Source organism: Streptomyces sp. NRRL F-5630, from assembly GCF_000719475.1.
GTDB lineage: Bacteria > Actinomycetota > Actinomycetes > Streptomycetales > Streptomycetaceae > Streptomyces.
Window position 1 is genome coordinate 1 of sequence record NZ_JOGO01000183.1, and the last position, 942, is coordinate 942.

At 68.7% G+C, this 942-nt stretch carries 1 protein-coding gene; it reads left to right on the plus strand.

From position 1 onward, the window contains the following. The coding region (locus IF99_RS31385) for a condensation domain-containing protein (RefSeq protein ID WP_037828280.1) at nucleotides 1–942 on the plus strand (942 nt) is incomplete at both ends.

The following is a 942-nucleotide window of genomic DNA, read 5'->3' on the forward strand; positions in this document are numbered from 1 at the left end:
TACGAGCGCCCGGCGCGTCTCCCGCTGTCGTACGCGCAGCAGCGCCTGTGGTTCCTCAACCGCTTCGAGGGCGGCTCAGCCACCTACAACATGCCCCTCGCACTGCACCTCACCGGCACCGTGGACCCAGAGGCGCTGCGGGCCGCATGGACGGACGTCGTCACGCGGCACGAGACACTGCGGACAGTGTTCGGGGAACACGACGGCGACCCCGTGCAGGTGATCCTCGACGCGGAGACCGCCGCCGAACGCATCCTGAGCACGGAGCACCTGGCACCCAGCACGGACACACACGCCTGGGTCCAGGAGATCACCGGCCGCGGCTTCGACGTGACCACGGATCTCCCCGTCCGAGTCGTCCACGGCATCCTCAACGACACCGAGTCCGTACTCGTCATCGTCCTGCATCACATCGCGGGCGACGGCTGGTCCCTCGCCCCCCTCGCCCGCGACCTCTCCACCGCCTACAGCGAACGCCTCACCGGCCACGCACCCACCTGGGACGAACTCCCCGTCCAATACGCCGACTACACCCTCTGGCAACGCCACCACCTCGGCACCCCCGACGACCCCGCGAGCATCCTCACCGCCCAGACCGACCACTGGCGCACCACACTCACCGGAGCACCCCCCGAACTCCCCCTCCCCCACGACCACCCACGCCCCGCCCACCCCACACACGCCGGAGCCACCATCGCGTTCCGCATCCCGCAAGAACGCTACGACGCCCTCACACACCTGGCCAAACAACACGGCGTCACCGTCTTCATGGTCCTCCAAGCCACCACCGCCCTCACCCTCAACGCCTTCGGCGCCGGCACCGACATCCCCCTCGGCACACCAGTCGCCGGACGCACCGACGAAAACCTCAAAGACCTCGTCGGCTTCTTCGTCAACACCCTCGTCCTGCGCACCGACCTCACCGGCAACCCCACCTTCCAG